Source organism: Micromonospora sp. NPDC005174 (assembly GCF_040608495.1).
GTDB lineage: Bacteria > Actinomycetota > Actinomycetes > Mycobacteriales > Micromonosporaceae > Micromonospora.
This window is the reverse complement of the sequence record NZ_JBEXIJ010000016.1, coordinates 1-17904: the sequence shown is the minus strand read 5'-3', so window position 1 is coordinate 17904 and position 17904 is coordinate 1. Positions and strand designations below refer to the sequence as shown.

Below are 17904 nucleotides of genomic sequence, written 5' to 3'. Positions count from 1 at the left end.
CGGGTGCCGGTCGGCGAGGCACGGAGAGAGGATTCTCGTGAGACGCCGGATCTCCGGCGCCGCTCCTGTCGCGAAGGGACCGCACCGTGTCCGAACGTGTCACCGCAGACATGTGGTTCGACCCGGCCTGTCCGTGGGCGTGGATCACGTCCCGTTGGCTGCTCGAGGTCGAGCAGATCCGGGACGTGGACATCCGCTTCCACGTGATGAGCCTGGCCGTGCTCAACGACGGCCGGGACCACCTGTCCGAGGACTACAAGAAATTCCTGAGCACCGCCTGGGGCCCGGTGCGGATCTGCATCGCCGCCGAGCAGCGGTACGGCAACGAGGTCCTGCGCAAGCTCTACACGGCGCTCGGCACCCGGATCCACCTCGCCAAGCAGGAGCGTGGCCCGGAGCTGTACGTGGCCGCGTTGACCGAGGCCGGTCTCGACCCGGCGCTGGCCGCCGCCGCCGACAGCACCGAGTACGACGAGGCGCTGCGCGCCAGCCACGAGGCCGGCATGCGGCCGGTCGGCCAGGACGTGGGCACTCCGGTGATCCACGCGCCCGGTCCGGACGGCGCGCCTGTCGCCTTCTTCGGCCCGGTGATCACGCCCGCACCCAAGGGCGAGGCGGCCGGCCGCCTGTGGGACGGGGTGCTGCTGGTCGCCGGCATCCCCGGGTTCTACGAGCTCAAGCGCACCCGTGAGCAGGACCCGATCTTCGACTGAGTCCCGGCACACGCGCCCCCGTCCGGCCACTCGTTCGTGGGACCGGGCGGGGGCGCGGCGCGCCGGTGGCGGGTACGCCTCGCGGTCGTGGCGTCACCGGTGGGCGGGCGGCGTCGTTTCCCTCGGTGTCCGCCGCAGCGACCCGCAGGGCCGCACACCGCAGCTCGTGGAGGCAGTCCCGATGGCCAAGCACCGTGCGTCCGGTGACGATCAGTTGACCCGACAGGGGGTGATCGAGACTCCCGGCGCGGCGTACTGGTCGGTCGACGGCTCCCGCTGGCCGACAATCCGACCCGACCTTCCGGCCGACGTGGCGGATCTGCTCGCGCCGCCCATCGTGGTCGGCGTGGCCCGGGTGCCGGTGACCTCGCGCCTGACACCCGCGCGGGTCACGCCGGTGACACCCGCACCCGCGCCGGTGACGCCCGCTCCTGTCGCGGCGGCTCCGGAGCTGGTCGGGGTGTCGGCCGCCGCGCCGGCCGAGCCCGCCCCGCCCCCGCCGGCGCCGACCGCGCCGCGTCCCGTGCCGACCCCGCCGCTGAACCCGCGGCCCGTCCCGGCGCCGCCGCCGGAGCGTCCCGTGCCGGGGCCGCCCGCCACACCCCGCCGCAACACGATCGCCGGTCCCGTCGGGAACGGCCGGCGCGGCAACGCCGGACCGGTCGTCGCCGGTCGACACCGCCGGCACAACGGCGCGTCCGGCCGCGCCGGCTGACCACACGTCGACGTCCCGGCACTTTCATCTGGTGGACGCCGCGCGGGTCCCCGTCGTCCGTGACGTCGCCGCCGGTAGCGTCACTGGGCATGACGGTCGTACATCCGATCGCCCGGGCCTGGATCACCACTGGCGGCACCGGCGCGCAGAACTACGACGAGTTCGCCGACGACGCGGAGATCACCGCGATCATCGAGGCGAACCCGCACAGTGCCCTCGGCATCGAGATGCCGCATCGTGCACCGGACAGCCTGGGGACGTCGTTCCTCGACGCGCTGCCGGCCTCGGTGGCCCGACTCGCCGAGGCCAAGGCCGACGGCAGCTACACCCCCGCCGAGCAGGTGGTCGTGCTGTACCGGATCAGCGCCCCGGGCGAGGAGACGGCGTACGGACTGTTCGCGCTGGTGGACACCGACCAGATCTCCACCAGCGCCGACGAGCCGGGCCTCGTCATCCGCAACGAGGACGTGTTCATCGCCAAGGTGCGTGAGCGCGTCGCACTGGCCGAGGCGCTGGGCCACCTGCTCTCCCCCGTACTCCTGTTGCAGACCGGAAGTGGCGACGAGCTGCACGCCGCGCTCGCGGCGGCGACCGACGCGGCCGGGGCGCCCGCCGCGACCGACACCGACCAGGCGGGCCGCACCCACGCCATCTGGCTGCTCGGTCCGGGCGCCGAGCAGGACGCGCTGACCGCGCTGGCGGGTGGCGGCGAGCTGGTCGTCGCCGACGGCAACCACCGCAGCCTGGCCGCCCAGACCGGCGGGTTGTCGCGCTTCCTGGCCGTGGTGACGACCCCCGCGTCGGTGGCCATCCAGCCGTACAACCGGCTGGTCAGCGAGCTGACCACCACGCCGGCCGAGCTGCTCGACCGGTTGCGCGCGGCGGGGGCCGAGGTCGAGCCGATCGACGGCCCGGTCGAGGTCCCGACGGCCGGCGGCACCGTCCACCTGCGGTTGGCCGACCAGGGGTACGCGGTGCGCCTGCCCGCCACCGCCGACGCCCGCCTGGAGAACCTGGACCACGCCCTGGTCGAGCGGCTGCTGTTGCGCGACGCCCTGGGTCTGGACCCGGGCGACAAGCGGATCACGTACGTGGGTGGGGACTACCCGGCGAGCTGGCTGACCGCCGAGGTCGACGCCGGGCGTGCCGAGCTGGCCATCCTCATCGCGCCGGTGACCGTGGCGGACTTCGTCGCGGTGAACCTGGCACGGGAGAAGATGCCCCGCAAGAGCACCTGGTTCACCCCGAAGGCGCGCGGCGGCCTGGTGGTCGCCGAGCTGCCGCGCTGACCGCGCACCCGCCCGACCGTGTGACGAACCCGCCTCTCCGATGCCGCCCCTGCGGCATCGGAGAGCGCGGCCTGACAGACTGCGCGGTATGCGCGTCTACCTGGGATCCGACCACGCCGGTTTCGAGTTGAAGGTGCACCTGGCCAACCACCTGGCCAAGCAGGGGTACGACGTGGTCGACGTCGGCCCGCACAGCTACGACCCGGACGACGACTACCCGACGTTCTGCCTGCACACCGGTGACCGGGTGGTCGCCGACGAGACCTCGCTCGGGGTGGTCATCGGCGGGTCCGGCAACGGCGAGCAGATCGCCGCGAACAAGGTCGCCGGGGTCCGTGCTGCTCTGGCCTGGAGCGTCGAGACGGCTCAGCTCGCGCGCCAGCACAACGACGCGAACGTCGTGGCGGTGGGCGCCCGTCAGCACACGTTAGACGAAGCCACGGGCATCGTCGAGGCGTTCCTGAACACGCCGTTCTCCGGAAACGAGCGGCATGCCCGCCGGATCATCCAGGTCGCCGAGTACGAGCTGACCCGGGAGCTGCCCGACCTGCCCTGACCGTGCCGGCGGCCCGCTCGCTGCTGGTCCGCTCATCCTTGGTCCGCTCGCCGTCAGCGCGGCGGGCGGGGCAGGTCCTCGCGGGGTACCCAGTTGCGACGGACGACCACCACCCTTGCCTCGGCCTCGGCGAGGTCGTCGTCGCTCGGCCGGGCGGCGTCACGGGCCCGCAGCGCCGCGCTCAGCCCCACCTGGGACGAGCCGGAGCCGACCAGTCCGCGTAGGCCTCGCTCGCCGTCGCGGTCGTCGCCGCCGGCCCCTCGACGTCGCGGCGGCGGCGGCGAATCCCCGCCGTCGTGGACGTCGGCGGTGCTGACCGCCGAGCCGTCGGCACTTCGCGCCGTCGCGTCGGAGTCGGAGTGGTGGCGCAGCCGTCGCCTGCGTCGGTCCGGGTCGCCCATCCGCCGACCGTACCTCCCCACACCATCAAGATCCGCGCAAGATCAGGGATGCTGCTGCCTCCCGAGCGTCGGAGGCAGCAATATCTGGGTAGTTGTGCGGATCTTGACCGCCCGACCGCAGGCGGACCGACGATGTGCCGGCTGGCTACCCTCGGACCCGGGCGGTGGTGGCGCCGCCCGTCAGGGGGAGGACGAGATGGCAGACCAGACGCAGCCGTGGGCGGAGCGCACCGTGGAGGTCCCACCGCAGGCAGGCGTCGATGTGCCGGCGCAGCGGGACGGCTTCCGCCGCGGTGTGGCGCCGGTGGGTCAACCGCGTACTCCGCGGACCGAACCGTTTCCCGTGATCGAGGAGCCGACCGGTACGGGTTGGCCGGGCGAGCCCGCGCCGCGCCGTCCGCTGAGCTGGCGCCTGGCGCAGTTGCGTCGCGGCGGCGAGTGGAGTGCGGCAGCCGGCCTGTTCGCCTTCGTGTGCTGGGGGATCTGGGCGCTCTCCGGGGGTGGCAACCTGTCCGGCCCGTTGCTGGTGCTCGTGTTGAGCCTGCTGGTGGCGGTCGGCCTGTTCGCGCTGGCCCGGGCAGTCGGCCGCCTGGTGCTGGAGCGGCAGCTCGGGCGCGTCCGGCGCGGCGCGCGGGGCGCCCACCTGGCCACCGCGGTCTTCCTCGTCGGTCTCGGCGTGGCCTGGCTCCAGCAGACCGAGTGGGTCGTCTCGGCCTGGAACTGGATCACCTCGAACGTGTCCTGAAGGCGTGCACGGGCGGGTCGGCCTGACGCCGCCCGCCCGTGCACCCGGTCGTCTCCCCACCAGGCAGTGTCGCTGCTTACCCGGCCGGCCACGGTTCATCCGTCGCCGGCCGTTGCGGGTGCGTACGGGAAGGTTCCGGGGTGTCAGTGGCTGCCGCCGTGGCCCCTCGGCGTCGGCCCGGGGAGACGTGACGCGGGCCGCCGGGTCCTCGACGCCGGGCTCGCCGCCGTCCGGGGCGACCATCCCGTCGTAGTTGTCGAGCGGGCCACCGTCGTCATGCTGCTTGGTGGTCTTGGGTGGGTCAGCCGGTGGCCGCCTCGGCGGCGGCGTGGTCCCGGGCCACCCGTACCAGTTCCACAAGCCCGCCCGCGTACTCCTGGGCCTCGCCGTGCGCCTCGTCGAACGGCGGCTGGAAGCCGACGCCCTCCCACTCGCCGGTGGTCGGGTTCCAGCGGTCGTTGCCGACTTCGAAGTCCCAGGCGAAGATGCCCAGCTCGTAGTAGAGCTGGTCGGCCGAGTTGCCGGCCGCGGAGTAGAGCACGTCGGCGACCGGGCCGGTCTGCGACGGCCAGGTGACCGTGCCGCGCTCCTGGGCGATGGCGCCGACGATCCGCCGGGCGCTGTCGAGGAACATCGTCGACTCGTCGATCGACGGCCGAGGCAGCGTGATCCGCCCGTCGGCCCGGTACGCCCCCGGCGGCCACATGAAGTACCCGCCGTAGGAGTGCACGTTCATCGCGAACCTGATGTTCGGGTGGGCCTTGGCCAGTGCGATGACGTTGCCACTCTCGGACTCGGACAGCTCGGCCGTACCCGCGTAGTTGCCCGAGAGGCAGTTCGCGCTGGCCCCGACATAGCCGTCGAAGTACGACCCGACGGTGTAGTTGCGGTTGACGTCGACGCCCCACGAGGTGCGGTACTTCGGGTCCCGGGCCGGCCCGGCGCAGTGGTTGACCAGGTTCTTGCGCTGGAAGTTGTAGTCGTTGAACGAGTAGTTCGCCCCGTCCGGGTTGACCGTCGGGATGACGAACACGTCGACCTGTTCCAGCAGCTCACGGGTGGCCGGGTCGGTGCGGGCATTCGCCAGCATCCGCTCGGCGAACTCCAGCGTCACCAGCGGCGTTGCCCACTCCCGGGCGTGTTCCTGGGAGTACGCCAGCACGCCGACCCGGGAGCCGTCGCGGTGCACGCCGAGGCGCAGCGCCTGCACCGTCCACGGCTTGGCCGGCACCTCGGTGCCCTGGAGCCCGTCGTCGAGGCGGGACGGTCCGGCGACCGGCATCGGCAGACCCGTCGAGCCGTCCTCGACGGTGGCCCGGAACCGGTTCGCCTGCCGGGCGTTGATGGCCGCCGCGACCTCGTCGGTGGTGCTCACCGTCGTGCCGGCGGCGTCGGTGGCGAGCGTGACCGTGAGGACGCGGTCGCGGTAGCCGACGGTCAGCGGTCGGTTGGCCCGGCCCGGGTCGACCGTGCGCACCTGCACGCCGTTCATGCCCTGGTCGCCGAAGCGGACCGACTCCACCACCACGGCGGAGACCGCCGGGTCACCCAGGTAGGCGACGGCGTTCCGGCGGTACCCCTGGGTCCTGTTCGGCAGGTCGATGACGTCGACCAGGTCGCGGTACTGGCGGGCGAGCCGCTTGATCCGCGCCTGGATGTCGACAGGCGTCAGGTACGCGTCGATGAAGTCCTTCTGGTAGCCGGCCGGCAGCGGCGGCGGGGCGGCGTTGGGCCAGAGCGCCGGCGTGACCGCCCGACTGACCCCGCCGAGGCTGGAGGTGGCGGTCAGCTGGACCGGCCGGCTCGGCACCGGCTGGGGGAGCGCGTAGTGGTACTGATACTCGCCCGAGTCCTCGAACCGGTAGAGCGGGAACGATCCTGTCGCGCCGCCCGCGGTCCGCCAGCTGACGGTGATCTCCACGTCCGGGTCGTCGGTGGCGGTGGTGGCCACCTGCGCCTGCAGGAACGTCTGGCCCCCGGTGGTCCACCAGTACGCCTGCTGCACCTGGAGGGTGTCGACGGCCGCTGCCGCGCTGGTCCGGTGCCCGGTGGCCGGGGCGCCCAGTCCGGCGGCGGTGCGCGCCCGCGCCGCGCGGACGCTGTCGGCGAAGTGCCGGCTGCCATCGCCGGCCCGCTGCACGATCTGGGTGGCGGTGGCGCCCTGAGCGGTGAGGTCGGCGAGCTGCGCGCCGGTCAGCACCATGTCGGCGAGGAGCCGACCGTCCCGCGCCCGGGGGCGGTTGGCCAGGTCGGCGCCGACGGCGACCAACCTGTCGAGCTGGGCCTGATCGCGCAACTGCACGCGGACCAGAGCGGTCTCGGTGGCGGCCAGGGTGATCGGTGTGGCCACTGCGGCGGGTGCCGCCGTGACGGGGCCGGGATGGGACAGCGCCGCGCTGATCAGGATCGCTGTGGTGGCGGCTGCCGTCCACCGTCGTCGGACGATCATGTGCCCTCCTGTGACGGACGTCGATGCGTGTGGTCCTTACACCAGTGCACGGATCGACGTGTGTCAAGGAAACTGATCGGTAAGGGCGGCGTAAGGTCGTCTGGCGACGTCGACCGACATCATTCCCCCATCGCGTAGCCAACGAGGGGACCGTCGATGAGTCGACTACGGAGAAGTCTCGCCTTCCTGATCGTGCTGACCACCGGTCTGACGACCGCGCCGGGTGTCGCCACGGCAGCCGCGGCGCTGCCCACGTACGCCTTCGTCGACCTCGGCACGCTCGGCGTGCCGAGTACGGGTGAGCCGCCCAGCAGCGACGGTTACGCCCTGAACAACGCCCGTACCGTGGTGGGCGTCTCCACGATCGACGGCATCTACAACTTCCACGGGTTCGCCTGGACGAACGGGACGATGAGCGACCTGGGCACCCTCTACGTCGACACGTACAGCGCGAGTTCCGCGGCGGGCATCAACGAGCGAGGGGTCGTCGTCGGGGCCACCCACGTCAACGCCACCGACCCTCCGCACGCCTTCCGGTACGACGGCGGCGTCATGACCGACCTCGGCACCGGGTACGGCGCGGGCAGCGGAAGCGCGGCGAACGACGTCAACTCCGACGGCGTGGTGGTCGGCAGCCGGTTCGAGAAGCAGGGCGCGCCGACCCGGGCGGTCGTCTGGCGGGACGGCAGGGTCGTCGACCTGGGCACGCTCGGCGGACAGGCGGGTCCCTGGGGCACCGACGGCATCGCCTACGGCGTGAACTCGTCCGGGCAGGTCGTGGGCGGCGCCGCCGTGCCGAGTGGTGGCCTGCACGCCTTCGTCTACAGCGGTGGCGCACTGAGGGATCTCGGCACGCTGGGCGGCGTCACGGAGTCCACGTACGCCCGGGACATCAACGACCGGGGCCACGTCGTCGGTGTCTCGCAGAACACCGCCGGCCAGATGCACGCGACGCTCTGGCGCAACGGCACCATCCGCGACCTCGGGTCCCTCGGCGGCAACTACTCCGAGGCGCGCGCCGTGAACGAGGCCGGCCGGGTGGTCGGCATCGCCCGGACCAGCAGCCCCGACTTCTACAACGAGCGGGCGTTCCTCTGGCAGGGCGGCCGGATGGTCGACCTGAACACGCGGGTCCGGAACCTGCCACCGACGGTGACGCTGCGCTCCGCCGAGGACGTCAACGACGACGGCGTCATCGTGGGCCTCGCCTGCCCGATCGACTGTGCCGAAGGCGGCGACCGGGCCCGTCGGGCCTACCTGCTGGTGCCGACGAGCTGACCCGCGACAGGGGCGACCGGCGCCTGTCGTGCCCGTGCGGGACGGGCGCCGGTCACCGCGTCGCTGTCCCGTTGTCGTACGACTCGCGGGCGTCGAGCAGCTCGTCCCAGTGCTGCGCCACCCAGGCGCAGGCGACCGCGATCGGTTCGAGCATGCTGCGGCCCACCGGCGTCAGCTCGTACTCGACGTGCGCGCTCGCTCCGGCGTGGACGGTGCGGGCGACCAGCCCGTCCCGTTCGAGGGAGCGCAGCGACTGGGTGAGGACCTTGGGTGTGACCCGGCGCAGCGGCACGCGCAGCTCGGAGAACCGGCGAGGCCCGTCTTCCAGGCAGCGGATGACGAGCGCCGCCCACTTGTCACCGAACCGGATCGGATTGAGCGAGGAGGGGCACAGCTCGTCGAACATGTCGGCGGGCAGGGGTTGCCTCATGGCCTGACGATAGCTGGTATCCCAGCGGTAACCAGGCCCGGCGATAGCGTCGGCGAACCGGCCGGGCGCACCGGCTCCGGCCCCTGGTGAGAGGCGTCCGCCATGAACATCGTGATCTTCGGTGCGGGTGGCCGTGCCGGGCGGCAGGCCGCCGCCGAGGCGCGTCGACGCGGCCATCGGGTCACCGCCGTGGTGCGTGACCCGGCGGCCCACGGCGACCTGGGCGACGCGCACGTGACAGCGGGCGACGTGACGGACGCCGCGAGCGTCGCGCGCGCCGCCGCCGGGCAGGACGCCGCACTCAGCGCCGCCGTGGACCTGTCCCAGCCACCGCGCGACTTCTTCACGACGTCGTCCCGCGCCCTGGCCGCCGGCCTGGCCGAGGCGGGCGTACGTCGCCTGGTGGTGGTGGGCCTCGCGTCGATCATGCCCGGAGCGTCCGGCAGGGCCCTGATGGACGAGCCCGGCTACCCCGACGGGTACCGCTCCTTCTACCTGGGCCACGCAGCGGGCCTCGACGAGCTTCGGACCTGCGATCTCGACTGGGCGTACGTGGCCCCAGCCGGCGACTTCGACCACGACGGCACGCGGACCGGCCACTACCGGCTCGCCGAGCACGGCGACCCGACCAGCCGGATCAGCTACGCGGACTTCGCGATCGCGCTGGTCGACGAAATCCAGGCGCCCCGCCACCACCGGTCCGCCCTGAGCGTTCGGGAGGTGTGATGCCCGAGGTCCACGACAGCCCGAACACCTGGGTCGCCGCGCACATCCGCCGTTTCGAGGAGACCGGAGGCAGACCACGGCCAGGCGTGCACGACCTGCTCCTCACGACCCGAGGCCGAAGAACCGGCGAACTGCGCCGCACCGCGCTCGTGTACGAACGCGATGGCGACCGCTACGTGCTGGCCGCCTCGAACCGCGGCGCGGAGCACCACCCCGCGTGGTATCTCAACCTGCTCGCCGACCCGTACGTCACCGTGCAGGTCGGTACGGAGACCTTCACCGCCCGGGCGCGCACCGCCACGGTGCAGGAACGTCCGCGCCTGTGGCGTCTGATGGTGTCGGCCAGGTCGGAGTACGCCGCCTACCAGCAGCGGATCACCCGGGAGATTCCCGTGGTCGTCCTGGAACGCGTCGAAGACTGAACGACGACGCCTCGTGGCCGGCCGGCGGGATCGAACCGCACCGCCGGTCTGAAAGAGCGGGCGACGGGAATCGAACCCGCACCGTCAGTTTGGAAGACTGAAGCTCTGCCATTGAGCTACGCCCGCGCTCGGCCCCGCCGAAACGGGGCGCGCCGACAGCGTACCCAATGGCGGTGGTGGGCGCGCGACCGCGCCACCGCCCCCGCGGCGTCGTGTCGCCGCGCGGCACCCTCAAGATCCGCACAACAACACCGAAGTTGTGGCATCCGCGCGCCGGGAAGCCGCAATTTCCCCGATGTTGCGCGGATCTTGCGGCCAACGGCCAACGGCCAAGGTCAAAGGCCAGCGGGCGGCGGGCCGCGAAAGGTGGGGGAGATGGGTGCTTTGGGGGAAATCTGTCCGGGTGGGGGACGCCCCGGCACTGCCTGGGGCGCGGCGACGGCATAGACTGCACGTCGCCACGGGGTGTGGCGCAGCTTGGTAGCGCACTCGCTTTGGGAGCGAGGGGCCGTGGGTTCAAATCCCGCCACCCCGACTGTCGTTCGCGTCCGGGTCGCCCCGGGCGCTGCGAGCCGGACCCGCCGGCTCGCCTACACTCGATGGGCCAATCGAAGGCCCAGAATCAAAACCCAGATCCGTCAAGGAGTACGCCTGTGAAGAGCACCGTCGAGACTCTGAGCCCGACGCGCGTGCGGCTCGCCATCGAGGTGCCGTTCGTCGAGCTCGAGCCGAGCCTCAAGAAGGCGTACCGGGAGATCGGTTCGCAGGTCCAGGTCCCGGGCTTCCGCCGGGGCAAGGTGCCGACCGCGGTGATCGACCAGCGGGTGGGCCGGGGCACCGTCCTCAACGAGGCGGTCCAGGAGGCCATCCCGGAGAACATCATGGCCGCGGTACGCGAGCACGACCTGAAGACGCTGGGGCGTCCCGAGGTCGAGATCACCGAGTTCAACGACGGTGACTCGCTGAACTTCACCGCCGAGGTCGACGTCCGCCCGGAGATCACGCTGCCCGACGCCAGCACCATCGAGGTGACCGTCGACGAGCTGCAGATCGACGAGAGCGAGATCGACGAGCAGGTCAAGAACCTGCGCGAGCGGTTCGCCACCCTCAAGACCGTCGAGCGCGCCGCCGCCGAGGGCGACTACGTGCAGATCGACCTCAACGCCACCGTCGACGGCGTGGACGTGCCGGGCGGCCAGGCGAGCAACATCTCCCACGAGGTGGGCAGCAAGCAGCTCCTGCCGGGTCTGGACGAGGCCGTCGTCGGTCTCGCCGCCGGCGACAGCACCACCTTCACCACCCAGCTCGTGGGCGGCGACTTCGCCGGCCAGGACGCCGAGGTGGCGGTGACCGTGCGCACGGTCAAGGAGAAGGAGCTGCCGGAGCTGAACGACGAGTTCGCCCAGATGGCCAGCGAGTTCGACACGATCGACGAGCTGCGCGACGACCTGCGCGGCCGGGTCACCCAGGGCAAGCAGGTCGAGCAGATCTACGCCGCCCGGGACAAGGCGCTCGCGCAGCTGGTCGAGACCGCCGAGGTGCCCGCGCCGGAGGGTGTCGTGCGCGAGGAGGTCGCCAGCCGCAAGCAGGCCATGGTCGACCAGCTCGAGCGGATCGGCGCCTCCCTGGAGGAATACCTCGCGGCCGAGGAGAAGACCGAGGAGCAGATCGACGCCGAGCTGACCGAGGCGGCCACCGAGGGCGTCAAGGTCCAGCTCCTGCTCGACACGCTGGCCGACGCGGAGGACGTGCAGGTCTCCGACGACGAGTTCGGGCACGAGATCGTGCACCGGGCGCAGCGCGCCGGGATGGCCCCGCAGCAGTACTACGACCAGCTGGTGCGCTCCGGCGCCGCCGCCGCGGTCTTCGGTGACGTGCGGCGCGGTAAGGCGCTCGCGGCAGTCATGGAGCGCATCTCGATCAAGGACGCGGCCGGTAACCCGGTCACCCTGGACGCGTTGCGCGCCGCCAACGAGGCCGAGCACAACCACGAGCACTGATCGTCGGGTGCGGCCGCCGTCCGCCGCTGCGCGGTGCACGGCGGCCACACCCGTTCCCGGGTACGCCCGGAAGCCCGCGCCGCGGGTGCGCCCGACGCGACTGCGCTGAGAGCGAACAGTGCCCCGACCGGGACTCTGCCGCCCCGCACAGCGGTTAGTGTCGGGAAAGACGGTACGGAGAGCGAAGGGCTGCCATGACCGACATGCACATCCCCAAGAAGTCGCTCCGGGCGATTGACGCGCGCGGTGGTGACTCCATTGGCAACCTCGACGACTCGGTCTACAACCGGTTGCTCAAGGAACGCATCATCTTCCTGGGCAGTGAGGTGACCGACCAGGTCGCCAACCGCATCTGCGCGCAGCTGCTGCTGCTCGCCGCGGAGGACCCGGACCGCGACATCAACCTGTGGATCAACTCGCCGGGTGGCTCGGTCTACTCGGGCATGGCGATCTACGACACCATGCAGTTCATCGACAACGACGTGTCGACCGTGGCGATGGGCATGGCTGCCTCGATGGGTCAGCTGCTGCTCTGCGCGGGCACGAAGGGCAAGCGTTACGCGCTGCCGCACGCCCGGATCATGATGCACCAGCCGTCCGGTGGTCTGGGCGGCACGGCGTCCGACATCGCCATCCAGGCGGAGCAGATGCTCTACACGAAGCGGATGTTCCAGGAGCGGGTCGCGCACCACACCGGCCAGAGCCAGTCGCAGATCGAGGCCGACTCGGACCGGGACCGTTGGTTCACCGCCCAGGAGGCCATGGACTACGGCTTCATCGACAAGGTGATCATCGGGGCCGCTCAGGTTCCGGATGGCGCCGGGACCCTGAGCTGAGGAGCTGACGATGACCGATCTGAGCCTGCCGCCCCAGTTCGCGGCCGTGCACAACCGCTACGTTCTGCCGTCGTTCGTCGAGCGCACGTCGTACGGGGTCAAGGAGTCGAACCCGTACAACAAGCTCTTCGAGGACCGGATCATCTTCCTCGGTGTGCAGGTGGACGACGCGTCGGCCAACGACGTGATGGCCCAGCTGCTCACGCTGGAGGGCACCGACCCGGACCGCGACATCATCATGTACATCAACTCGCCTGGTGGCTCGTTCACGGCCATGACGGCGATCTACGACACGATGCAGTACGTCCGTCCGGACATCTCGACGGTCTGCCTCGGGCAGGCCGCCAGCGCGGCGGCGGTGCTGCTGTCGGCGGGTACTCCGGGTAAGCGGATGGCCCTGCCGAACTCGCGGATCATCATCCACCAGCCGGCCACCGAGGGCGGCTACGGGCAGGGCTCGGACATCGAGATCCAGGCCCGGGAGATCCTGCGGATGCGTACGCAGTTGGAGGACATGCTGTCCCGCCACTGCAACCGCCCGATCGATCAGGTTCGCAAGGACATCGACCGCGACAAGATCATGACGGCCGCGGAGTCCAAGGAGTACGGGCTGGTGGACACCATTCTGACCAGCCGCAAGAAGGGTCTGCTGGCTGCCAACGCGGCCAGCTGAGTCAGTACCGGGTCAGAGGTTGGCCGGGGCCTTGGTTCCCGGCCGACCTCTGACACACCCGTTTTGGGGGTCGGAGAATGCCCCGCCAGCGGGTAACGTCGGGTCCGTACCGCTTCGCCGGTCGGGCCGGTGGGGCGAACCAAACCGGGCGGCGCGCAGCGTCCGCAGGTCAGGGCCGGGTCTCCGGCCGACGAGTGCAGGGAGAACGTAGGTGGCACGGATCGGTGACGGCGGCGACCTACTGAAATGCTCCTTCTGCGGTAAGTCGCAGAAGCAGGTGAAAAAGCTCATCGCGGGCCCTGGGGTCTACATCTGCGACGAGTGCATCGATCTCTGTAACGAGATCATCGAAGAGGAGTTGGCCGAGTCCGGCGAGGTGAAGTGGGAAGAGCTTCCCAAGCCGATGGAGATCTGCCAGTTCCTCGACAACTACGTCGTCGGCCAGGATCAGGCCAAGAAGGCGCTCGCCGTAGCGGTCTACAACCACTACAAGCGGATCCAGGCCGAAGCGGCCAACGCGCCCGGCTCCGGCAGTGATGCCGTCGAGCTGGCGAAGTCCAACATCCTGCTGCTCGGCCCGACAGGGTGCGGCAAGACCCACCTGGCGCAGACGCTCGCCCGGATGTTGAACGTCCCGTTCGCCATCGCCGACGCCACGGCGCTGACCGAGGCGGGCTACGTGGGCGAGGACGTGGAGAACATCCTCCTCAAGCTGATCCAGGCCGCCGACTACGACATCAAGCGCGCCGAGACCGGCATCATCTACATCGACGAGGTCGACAAGATCGCCCGTAAGTCGGAGAACCCGTCGATCACCCGCGACGTCTCCGGCGAGGGTGTGCAGCAGGCTCTGCTCAAGATGCTCGAGGGCACGGTCGCCAACGTGCCGCCCCAGGGCGGTCGCAAGCACCCGCACCAGGAGTTCATCCAGATCGACACCACGAACGTGCTGTTCATCTGCGGTGGCGCGTTCGCCGGCCTCGACCAGATCATCGAGTCCCGCACCGGGCAGGGCGGCACGGGCTTCGGCGCCCGGCTGCGGTCGGTCTCCGAGCGGTCGACCGACGACATCTTCAGTCAGGTCATGCCGGAGGACATGCTCAAGTTCGGGCTCATCCCCGAGTTCGTCGGCCGGCTGCCGGTCATCACCAACGTGCGCAGCCTGGACCGCAGCGCCCTGGTGCGCATCCTCACCGAGCCGCGCAACGCCCTGGTCCGGCAGTACCAGCGTCTGTTCGAGTTGGACGGTGTCGAGCTGGAGTTCGACGAGCCGGCACTGGAGGCCATCGCCGACCAGGCGATGCTGCGGGGCACGGGTGCCCGAGGCCTGCGCGCCATCATCGAGGAGGTCCTGCTCTCCGCGATGTACGAGGTGCCGAGCAACCCCGACGCCGCTCGGGTGCTGATCACCCGCGAGGTCGTCCTGGAGAACGTCAACCCGACAATCGTTCCGCGCGAGTTCACCGGGCGTCGGGCCCGGCGGGACCGCGAGGAGAAGTCGGCCTGATCCTCCCCGCGTCACGCCGGCCGTTCGTCACTGACGCGGCCGGCGTGACCGTGTTCGGCGGTCCCACTCGCCCGACGGGGTGACCGTCATCATCATCAGTCGAGCTGGTTCCTCGGCGTCGTTGCGGTAGCCGTGTTCCCGGTCGGCGTGGAACTCGATCGTGTCACCGGCCCTTACGGTGTGGTCCTGCCCGTCGACCCGGACGATCACGGTCCCGCTGAGGACGTGCAGGACCTCGCGGGTGCCGCGGGGGTGGTCGGAGGAGCGGTGTCCGTCTCCGGGTTCCATCCGCCAGTCCCACAGCTCGACGAGGTCGGGTTCGCCCAGCCCGCTGAGTAGGCGGGCACGGCCGCCGTGCTCGCCCTGCCACAGCACGGGCGCCTCGGCCGTGGGGCTGATCCTGACCGTCTGCTCCTCGTCGGGCTCGACCAGCCGGGCGATGTTGACACCGAACGCGTCGGCGACCCGGCACAGTGTGCCGACGCTGGGGTTGGTGCGTGCGCCCTCGATCTGCACGAGCATCCCCTTGCTCACCCCGGAACGACCGGCCAACTCCTCGAAGGACCAGCCCCGGGCGGCGCGTAGCTCGCGTACCTGCCGGGCCACCGCGGCCGTCACCGCGCCCACCCGGCCACCTGCGTCGGTCATCAGACTATCCTTCACGGTCACTATTGTGATACGACAGTTGGATGTTCTCCATTCTCCTCGCAGCGCTGTCCGCAGTCGCGTTCGGCACGGCCGACTTCTCCGGCGGCAAGGCGTCCCGGCGCGCCGACCCGATCGCGGTGACCGTGGTCTCCCAACTGTTGAGCGTCCCGCTGCTGGTCGTACTCGTGCTGGTGGTGCCCGGGTCACCGACGGGTACCGACATCGCCTGGGGGTTGCTCGCGGGGGTGGCGGGAGCGGGCGGGATCGTCCTGCTCTACCGGGCGCTCGCCGGCGGGATGATGGCAGTGGTGGCACCGGTCACCGCGATCACCGCAGCGGTGGTTCCGATCGTCGCGGGCCTGTTCACCTCCACGTTCCCCGGCGCTCTGGCGCTCACCGGCGCCGGTCTCGCGGTGGTCGCGATCGCTCTGGTCAGCCTCGGCGAGGGGGGCGGCCGACCCACGGTTCCCGCTCGGACGGTGGGGCTCGCTCTCGCGGCCGGCGCGCTCTTCGGCGTGTTCTTCACACTGCTCGGTCAGGCCAGCGAGGGCGCGGGCATGTGGCCCGTGGCGGCGGTACGGGCCAGCTCGATCGCCTTCGGCCTGCTCCTCGCCGCCCGCACCGGTGTGCGACTGCGGCTCGGACGGCGGGTGCTGGGCTGGGCGGCCGCCGCCGGGCTGCTCGACAGCACCGCCAACGCCCTCTTCATGGCCGCCGCTGCCCGGGGCCACCTCAGCATCGTCGCGGCGATCGCCGCGCTCTACCCCGCCAGTACGGTACTGCTCGCCCTGGCCGTCGACCGCGAACGACTGCGCCCGGTCCAGGTCGCCGGCCTCGGGTTCGCGGCGGGTGCTCTCGTACTGGCCAGCATCTGACGCTGTCCACACCGGCCCGTCCGGTCGTACTCTGGGCTCATGCGCGTCGCCGTCTGCCAGCTGAACGCCCGAGACGACCGCAAGGCCAACCTGGCCGCCGCGGAGGTGCTGCTGGAACGCGCCGCCGACGGCGGCGCGGACCTTGCCATCCTTCCCGAGTACGTCGACTATCTCGGCCCTGCGGACGGTCTGCCCGACCCGGAGCCGGTCGACGGCGAGGTGGGCAGCTTCTTCGCGGGCGTCGCACAGCGGCTGGGCATGTGGGTGCTGGCGGGGTCGTTCCACGAGGCCGGCCCGGACCCGGCGCACACCTGGAACACGTCGCTGGTCTTCGACCGCGCCGGCAACCTGGCCGCGAGCTATCGCAAAATCCACCTGTACGACGTGGAGATCCCCGGCCGCGTGTCCTACCGGGAGTCCGAGACGGTCGCGCCCGGTGTCCAACCCGTCGTGGTGAGCGTGGAGGGTCTCCGGGTCGGGTTGTCGATCTGCTACGACCTGCGCTTTCCCGAGTTGTACCGTCGCCTCGCCACCGAGGGCGGCGCCCAACTCCTGGTGGTGCCGGCGGCGTTCATGATGCACACCGGGCGGGACCACTGGGAGGTTCTCCTGCGGGCCCGGGCCATCGAGAACCAGTGCTTCGTGGCGGCGGCCGGTCAGACCGGTGACCACGAGCCGGGCCGCACCTGCTTCGGGCGCAGCATGGTGGTCGACCCGTGGGGCACGGTCCTGACCCAACTGCCCGACGGACCAGGGGTGGCGGTGGCCGACCTGGACCTCGACCGGCTCGCCGTCGTCCGGGCCGAGCTGCCGAGCCTCGCCAACCGTCGGCTCTGAGCTCAGCCCTCCAGGAGCACGCCGATCGTGGCAAGGCCGGCGATGACTGCGGCGGTGACCAGCAGGGCGGTGGTCATCCGGGACCTGCCGCGGCGGGCCAGCCGTCCCACCGAGAAGACCAGGACCACCAGTACGACCGCGCCGATCACCAGCTGCCAGAACGGCAGGAGAACGCCGAGCAGTGCTTCCTCGGCGAACACCGCGGTATCCAGCCCGGACTCATCCATGACTGACACTCTGGCACGCCGACGCGCGCCGCGTCGCCGACCACGATGGAGACCGCGCCGATCGGCTCGGTCAAACCAGTGATGAACCCTGATTTGCCTTCTCCCGGCCGTCCGCGTAACTTTCTCTCTGCACGGGGGAGGCCGGACAAACCGGCTGAGAACGGGCTCCGGGCTCGTGGCGGCAACGCCGAGCGAGGCCGGGAGCGGGCGGTGCGAAACACCTCGGAGACGGGGTTGCGGACGCGAAGCCGACCGGGTAGAGTTTTGAGGCCGGCAGGAGCCGGGCGGAGAGCCGCGAAGCGGCGATCGGCCGGTCTGCGGCTTCCCACGACAGTAACGACCGCCGGATACGGCGTGCGTCGTCGTGGGTCCGGACGAACCAAGTTGATCGCCTCAAATACGAGGTTGACAACGAAGGTTCAACCAAGTAGGTTTGAGCGGTTGCCCCGAAACGGGGTTCCACGGATGTGGAGCTTCTGATCGGTGTGTGGTTGTTCTTTGAGAACTCAACAGGGTGCTTGTAAAGCCAGTGCCAATTATGATTTATACCCCGGACTGGCAGCCTGCTTTTGGTGGG

Annotated in this window: 19 protein-coding genes and 2 tRNA genes; 15 read left to right on the top strand and 6 right to left on the bottom strand. The window is 70.9% G+C overall.

Translation table 11 applies throughout. From position 1 onward, the window contains the following. The first annotated feature begins 86 nt into the window (after positions 1-86). The 4 genes from ABZU91_RS18635 to ABZU91_RS18620 all read left to right on the top strand — a co-directional run bounded on the left by ABZU91_RS18635 (position 87) and on the right by ABZU91_RS18620 (position 3273). Positions 87-713, top strand: a complete 627-nt coding sequence (locus tag ABZU91_RS18635; RefSeq protein ID WP_355241603.1) for a disulfide bond formation protein DsbA — start codon at positions 87-89, stop codon at positions 711-713. 181 nt (positions 714-894) lie between these two features. Beyond that, entirely contained in the window at positions 895-1428 is a 534-nt protein-coding gene (locus ABZU91_RS18630; protein WP_355241600.1) for a hypothetical protein, read from the top strand. A gap of 89 nt (positions 1429-1517) precedes the next feature. Further along, positions 1518-2717, top strand: a complete 1200-nt coding sequence (locus ABZU91_RS18625) for a DUF1015 family protein (protein WP_355241597.1) — start codon at positions 1518-1520, stop codon at positions 2715-2717. Positions 2718-2805: 88 nt separating this feature from the next. Then, complete coding sequence (locus tag ABZU91_RS18620) at positions 2806-3273, top strand: ribose-5-phosphate isomerase (RefSeq protein ID WP_355241595.1); 468 nt, start codon at positions 2806-2808, stop codon at positions 3271-3273. Between the two features lie 53 nt (positions 3274-3326). Here ABZU91_RS18620 and ABZU91_RS18615 read toward each other — a convergent pair whose 3' ends face one another. Then, a complete protein-coding gene (locus tag ABZU91_RS18615; RefSeq protein ID WP_355241592.1) occupies positions 3327-3674 on the bottom strand; it encodes a hypothetical protein in 348 nt (115 codons plus the stop codon). A 196-nt stretch (positions 3675-3870) separates the two neighbouring features. Between ABZU91_RS18615 and ABZU91_RS18610 the strand changes: the two genes are divergently transcribed. Next, positions 3871-4419, top strand: a complete 549-nt coding sequence (locus ABZU91_RS18610) for a hypothetical protein (protein ID WP_355241590.1) — start codon at positions 3871-3873, stop codon at positions 4417-4419. Between the two features lie 301 nt (positions 4420-4720). Here the strand turns inward: ABZU91_RS18610 and ABZU91_RS18605 are convergent, their stop codons facing one another. Beyond that, positions 4721-6868, bottom strand: a complete 2148-nt coding sequence (locus ABZU91_RS18605) for a M14 family zinc carboxypeptidase (RefSeq protein WP_355241587.1) — start codon at positions 6866-6868, stop codon at positions 4721-4723. Positions 6869-7024: 156 nt separating this feature from the next. Between ABZU91_RS18605 and ABZU91_RS18600 the strand changes: the two genes are divergently transcribed. Continuing rightward, complete coding sequence (locus ABZU91_RS18600) at positions 7025-8146, top strand: hypothetical protein (RefSeq protein WP_355241584.1); 1122 nt, start codon at positions 7025-7027, stop codon at positions 8144-8146. A gap of 52 nt (positions 8147-8198) precedes the next feature. On the opposite strand, the gene ABZU91_RS18595 is transcribed toward ABZU91_RS18600, so the two are convergent. Next, a complete protein-coding gene (locus ABZU91_RS18595; RefSeq protein ID WP_355241581.1) occupies positions 8199-8576 on the bottom strand; it encodes a helix-turn-helix domain-containing protein in 378 nt (125 codons plus the stop codon). A gap of 102 nt (positions 8577-8678) precedes the next feature. On the opposite strand from ABZU91_RS18595, the gene ABZU91_RS18590 reads away from it, so the two are divergent. Next, positions 8679-9302 carry an NAD(P)H-binding protein gene (locus ABZU91_RS18590; RefSeq protein WP_355241578.1) on the top strand — a complete coding sequence of 208 codons (624 nt, stop codon included), beginning with the start codon at positions 8679-8681 and terminating at the stop codon, positions 9300-9302. Further along, a complete protein-coding gene (locus ABZU91_RS18585) occupies positions 9299-9724 on the top strand; it encodes a nitroreductase family deazaflavin-dependent oxidoreductase (protein ID WP_355241575.1) in 426 nt (141 codons plus the stop codon). Before ABZU91_RS18590 ends, ABZU91_RS18585 begins: the two co-directional genes overlap by 4 nt. A gap of 55 nt (positions 9725-9779) precedes the next feature. Here the strand turns inward: ABZU91_RS18585 and ABZU91_RS18580 are convergent. Beyond that, positions 9780-9850, bottom strand: a tRNA-Gly gene (locus tag ABZU91_RS18580). Positions 9851-10185: 335 nt separating this feature from the next. On the opposite strand from ABZU91_RS18580, the gene ABZU91_RS18575 reads away from it, so the two are divergent. From ABZU91_RS18575 to clpX, 5 genes are all read left to right on the top strand, one after another. Then, positions 10186-10259: transfer RNA gene (locus tag ABZU91_RS18575), tRNA-Pro, on the top strand. Between the two features lie 118 nt (positions 10260-10377). Then, positions 10378-11724, top strand: coding sequence for a trigger factor (tig, locus tag ABZU91_RS18570; protein WP_355241572.1), 1347 nt, complete (start codon positions 10378-10380; stop codon positions 11722-11724). A 194-nt stretch (positions 11725-11918) separates the two neighbouring features. Beyond that, positions 11919-12560: an ATP-dependent Clp protease proteolytic subunit gene (locus ABZU91_RS18565; protein WP_007464111.1), complete on the top strand. Its 642-nt coding sequence runs from the start codon at positions 11919-11921 to the stop codon at positions 12558-12560. Positions 12561-12570: 10 nt separating this feature from the next. Continuing rightward, positions 12571-13233: an ATP-dependent Clp protease proteolytic subunit gene (locus ABZU91_RS18560; protein ID WP_355241569.1), complete on the top strand. Its 663-nt coding sequence runs from the start codon at positions 12571-12573 to the stop codon at positions 13231-13233. A gap of 211 nt (positions 13234-13444) precedes the next feature. Then, a complete protein-coding gene (clpX, locus tag ABZU91_RS18555) occupies positions 13445-14740 on the top strand; it encodes an ATP-dependent Clp protease ATP-binding subunit ClpX (protein WP_145779357.1) in 1296 nt (431 codons plus the stop codon). Between the two features lie 27 nt (positions 14741-14767). Here the strand turns inward: clpX and ABZU91_RS18550 are convergent, their stop codons facing one another. Then, a complete protein-coding gene (locus tag ABZU91_RS18550) occupies positions 14768-15388 on the bottom strand; it encodes an XRE family transcriptional regulator (protein ID WP_355241566.1) in 621 nt (206 codons plus the stop codon). A 41-nt stretch (positions 15389-15429) separates the two neighbouring features. Here ABZU91_RS18550 and ABZU91_RS18545 point away from each other — a divergent pair, with 41 nt between their 5' ends. Both ABZU91_RS18545 and ABZU91_RS18540 read left to right on the top strand, forming a co-directional pair. Further along, complete coding sequence (locus tag ABZU91_RS18545) at positions 15430-16263, top strand: DMT family transporter (protein ID WP_355241563.1); 834 nt, start codon at positions 15430-15432, stop codon at positions 16261-16263. 39 nt (positions 16264-16302) lie between these two features. Beyond that, positions 16303-17100, top strand: coding sequence for a carbon-nitrogen hydrolase family protein (locus ABZU91_RS18540; RefSeq protein WP_355241560.1), 798 nt, complete (start codon positions 16303-16305; stop codon positions 17098-17100). A 2-nt stretch (positions 17101-17102) separates the two neighbouring features. Here the strand turns inward: ABZU91_RS18540 and ABZU91_RS18535 are convergent, their stop codons facing one another. Then, on the bottom strand, positions 17103-17327 hold the full coding sequence (locus ABZU91_RS18535) for a hypothetical protein (RefSeq protein ID WP_355241557.1): 225 nt from the start codon (positions 17325-17327) through the stop codon (positions 17103-17105). Positions 17328-17904 lie beyond the last annotated feature (577 nt).

What these genes read in the sequence shown, in the direction of transcription:
- ABZU91_RS18630 (WP_355241600.1), top strand. Translation starts at nt 895, where the DNA reads ATGGCCAAGCACCGTGCGTCCGGTGACGATCAGTTGACCCGACAGGGG.
- ABZU91_RS18625 (WP_355241597.1), top strand. Translation starts at nt 1,518, where the DNA reads ATGACGGTCGTACATCCGATCGCCCGGGCCTGGATCACCACTGGCGGC.
- ABZU91_RS18620 (WP_355241595.1), top strand. Translation starts at nt 2,806, where the DNA reads ATGCGCGTCTACCTGGGATCCGACCACGCCGGTTTCGAGTTGAAGGTG.
- ABZU91_RS18615 (WP_355241592.1), bottom strand. Translation starts at nt 3,674, where the DNA reads ATGGGCGACCCGGACCGACGCAGGCGACGGCTGCGCCACCACTCCGAC.
- ABZU91_RS18610 (WP_355241590.1), top strand. Translation starts at nt 3,871, where the DNA reads ATGGCAGACCAGACGCAGCCGTGGGCGGAGCGCACCGTGGAGGTCCCA.
- ABZU91_RS18605 (WP_355241587.1), bottom strand. Translation starts at nt 6,868, where the DNA reads ATGATCGTCCGACGACGGTGGACGGCAGCCGCCACCACAGCGATCCTG.
- ABZU91_RS18600 (WP_355241584.1), top strand. Translation starts at nt 7,025, where the DNA reads ATGAGTCGACTACGGAGAAGTCTCGCCTTCCTGATCGTGCTGACCACC.
- ABZU91_RS18595 (WP_355241581.1), bottom strand. Translation starts at nt 8,576, where the DNA reads ATGAGGCAACCCCTGCCCGCCGACATGTTCGACGAGCTGTGCCCCTCC.
- ABZU91_RS18590 (WP_355241578.1), top strand. Translation starts at nt 8,679, where the DNA reads ATGAACATCGTGATCTTCGGTGCGGGTGGCCGTGCCGGGCGGCAGGCC.
- ABZU91_RS18565 (WP_007464111.1), top strand. Translation starts at nt 11,919, where the DNA reads ATGACCGACATGCACATCCCCAAGAAGTCGCTCCGGGCGATTGACGCG.
- ABZU91_RS18560 (WP_355241569.1), top strand. Translation starts at nt 12,571, where the DNA reads ATGACCGATCTGAGCCTGCCGCCCCAGTTCGCGGCCGTGCACAACCGC.
- ABZU91_RS18550 (WP_355241566.1), bottom strand. Translation starts at nt 15,388, where the DNA reads ATGACCGACGCAGGTGGCCGGGTGGGCGCGGTGACGGCCGCGGTGGCC.
- ABZU91_RS18545 (WP_355241563.1), top strand. Translation starts at nt 15,430, where the DNA reads ATGTTCTCCATTCTCCTCGCAGCGCTGTCCGCAGTCGCGTTCGGCACG.
- ABZU91_RS18540 (WP_355241560.1), top strand. Translation starts at nt 16,303, where the DNA reads ATGCGCGTCGCCGTCTGCCAGCTGAACGCCCGAGACGACCGCAAGGCC.
- ABZU91_RS18535 (WP_355241557.1), bottom strand. Translation starts at nt 17,327, where the DNA reads ATGGATGAGTCCGGGCTGGATACCGCGGTGTTCGCCGAGGAAGCACTG.